2 protein-coding genes are annotated in these 3,155 nt (G+C 51.8%); both read left to right on the top strand.

The genetic code is table 11. The features are described from left to right. Positions 1 to 182 precede the first annotated feature (182 nt). The gene (locus ACTHYN_RS16230) at positions 183 to 1,139 is read left to right on the top strand and encodes a LysR family transcriptional regulator (protein ID WP_441813440.1); all 957 of its coding nucleotides are present in this window, start codon (positions 183 to 185) and stop codon (positions 1,137 to 1,139) included. Positions 1,140 to 1,266: 127 nt separating this feature from the next. After that, a partial coding sequence (locus ACTHYN_RS16225) for a TonB-dependent receptor domain-containing protein (protein WP_441813439.1) occupies positions 1,267 to 3,155 on the top strand: 1,889 nt, incomplete at its 3' end.

Raw genomic sequence — 3,155 nt, 5'->3', positions numbered from 1 at the left:
CTAGTGTTTGTTTGAGTAAGAAGGTGGTGAGCGGGTTAGGCATGAACAGACTCCTGAATGGTTAATGGCACAAGAGGATATAGATTGTGAGCGAGCTAAACAATTAATGATAATTGTTCGTATTATCGTTTTGAAGATGATAAGTTGGCACAAATAGTTGCTAATTATGGAACGAAAAAAAGATGTATGATCTGAAAGAGCTGGAAGTGTTTGTTTCAGTTGTGAAAACCGGGAGCCTTACCGCCAGCACTCGAGAACTTAACCTGCCAAAATCTACCCTGAGCCGAAAAATTCGTAATCTCGAAGACGTGGTAGGCCAGCCGCTTTTGCGGCGTGAATCCCGGCGCGTTATGCCAAATGAAGCAGGTCGCCTGTTTTATCGCTACAGTACAGACATTTTGGAATTAGCCTTTCAGGGTCGGGAAGCCTTGGATGAGTTGAAGGAAGAGGTGAGTGGAAAACTTGTGCTGTGCTGCCACGAATCCTTGGTGCGCGGTTGGTTTTCACAGGTGGTTGAGTCTTTCATGGCTCGCTATGACGGCCTGAGCGTGTCCGTTCAAACCCAGAGGACTATTCCCGAAACCATGAATGATGGCGTGTGTGTTTGGGTGGGTAGTCCAGGTGATACGGCGCTTCGGCAAAAGCCTCTAGGCCATTTATCGCAAGGTGTCTACGCAAGCCCGGCGTACTTTGCGCGCTATGGCTACCCGAACACGCCAGGCGATCTGAAAGCCCATGTATGGGTGGATATGCTCGGCACCAATAGTGCGGGCTTAACGCTTCAGCGCTCCTGCGGGGATGCCTACCCACTCAGCCCGCCACAGCGCGCCTTTACTGTAGATCAGTTCAGTGTGCAGGGCGATGCAATTGCCGATGGCCGCGGCTTGGGGCTAATGCCGCACTGGCTGGTGGAGCGCCGGCTCAGTGCTCACCCTGGCACTTTAGAGTCATGCTTGCCCGACTGGCAGGGGCCGGTTCTGCCGGTGTCGCTACTTTATCCCCATGGCGCGCTGCCAAGGCGCGTTAGGGCTTTTATCAATCATGTGACAAGTGCTACTCCTTCGAACTGGCAAGAGCCAGGAAAAGTAAGCATCCCTGCACCCGTTCCAGAATATGGAACACATCATTCCAGCATTTAAAGACTTAACTTGTGGTAACGTCCGCTGCCAATGAGTGTCATTTGCATTTGTAATTGGTTGTAAATAACTCAGGCCAATTTATAGGTGCGGTGGTTTTTAGCGTAACGGAATAAACAAGGAGTCTTTTATGCGCCGCATTTCTCTGCTGGCATCTTCCATCGCCCTGGCGGGTACCGGCAGTGTTGCCACAGCTCAACCCCAGCCGGTTGAGCTGGGTGAGATAGTCGTGACGGCTGCCGGGTTTGAGCAGAACATCTCTGATGCACCCGCAAGTATCTCGGCTATCTCCGGGGAAGAGTTGAGCAAGCGCTCTTTTGATGACATCAGCGATGCGGTGAAAAATATACCGGGCGCGTATGTCAGTGGTGGCGGTAAATCCAAGGATATTACGATTCGCGGGATGAGCGGTGACTACACGCTTTATTTGATTGATGGCCGCCCGGTTTCATCCGGTCGTAACGTCAACACCAATGGCACGGGCGGTGGTAAGCAGATTGCGCTTCCGCCTGCTTCTATGATCGAACGGGTTGAGGTGATTCGTGGCCCCATGTCGTCGCTTTATGGCTCGGAAGCCATGGGTGGTGTGATCAACATAATCACCAAAAAGTCTGCGGATACCTGGTCTGGTACGGTTTCTACGGAATACACCAAATCGTTCACGGATGTTAATGAAGATGAGCAGCAGGTCAGTCTTTTTACCAGTGGCCCTCTGATTCCGGGATTGCTTTCAGCGCAGGTTAACGGTTCCTGGCAGGGCTCGGAAGAATCCACGTTTATTGCAGGCATTAAAAGCGCAGAAAGCATACCGGATAGAACCGACAAGCAGGCTGGCGCCAAGCTGATTCTGACGCCAGATGAAGCCAACGAATTTGGCTTGAGCTACAGTGCGTCCGAGCTCGACTTCCGCCATACCCCAGGCGTCAGCATTGCTGCTGATGCTGATCCCAACAGTACCAACTACAAAAAAGATGTTTATGCACTGACCCATCAGGGTAACTACGGCAATCTGATGCTGAATTCCTATCTGCAGCATGATGCTTCCGAGGTGGTTCAACTCGACAAGAAGAAAGAGGAAGTCTCTACCTTTAACACTCAGGGCACTCTGTTTATGGGTAACCACATGCTGACTTTTGGTGGTCAGTATAAGTATGAGGACTTGGTGGATGAGTCTAATGGTTTGCTGGGAACCGTGGATTCAGCCTCCTCGAAGGTGGATCGCTGGATTGCGGCCGTGTTCGCCGAGGTGGAGTGGTCGGTAACCAGCGATCTGAACGTGACCACTGGCGTGCGTTACAACGACGATGAACTGTTTGGTGGCCACCTGAGCCCGCGCCTCTATGCTAACTATCATCTGACACCTGAATGGACGTTTAAAGGCGGGGTTTCCACAGGCTACAGGCAACCCAGCCTGCCGGACGCCACCGAAGGCTTTGGCCGTCGGACCGGTGGGCCGAACTCACCGGCGCCGCACTCCCGGGCACTGATTATTGGTAATGAAGATCTGGACCCGGAAACCAGCACCAGTTACGAGCTTGGTTTTGTGTTTGACGACCGCCTGATGGATATGAATGCCAGTGTTATGCTGTTCCATACTGACTTCAAGGATAAAATCGCTGAAGATCGTTTTTGTGATTCGGGCGGTGATTCGGATGATCCCTCAACCTGGAATTGCACTTACGAGGGCAACGATTACCTGTTCCTGAGCAAGCGCGAAAATATTGATAAAGCCATGATGCGAGGCGTGGAACTCACCTTTGATTACGGCATCACTGAAACGGTGGGCTTCAGTTCCAGTTATACTTTTACCCACTCCGAGCAGAAATCCGGTGACTACAAGGGCGAGCCGTTAAACAAGATCCCCAAGCATATGCTGAATGCGGGACTGGATTGGCAAACGACAGCCCTGCTTAACCTTTGGCTGGATGGCAATGTTCGTGGTGAGACCAGTGATTCTCTCGGTCGCAAGAGCATGGACGAAGGCACACCAGGCTACGGTTTTGTGGATGCAGGCCTGAC

The sequence above is a fragment of the Marinobacter sp. genome (assembly GCF_052091845.1).
Taxonomy (GTDB): domain Bacteria; phylum Pseudomonadota; class Gammaproteobacteria; order Pseudomonadales; family Oleiphilaceae; genus Marinobacter.
Note: the sequence above shows the minus strand (reverse complement) of the source record. Positions and strands in the feature narration are given on the sequence as shown.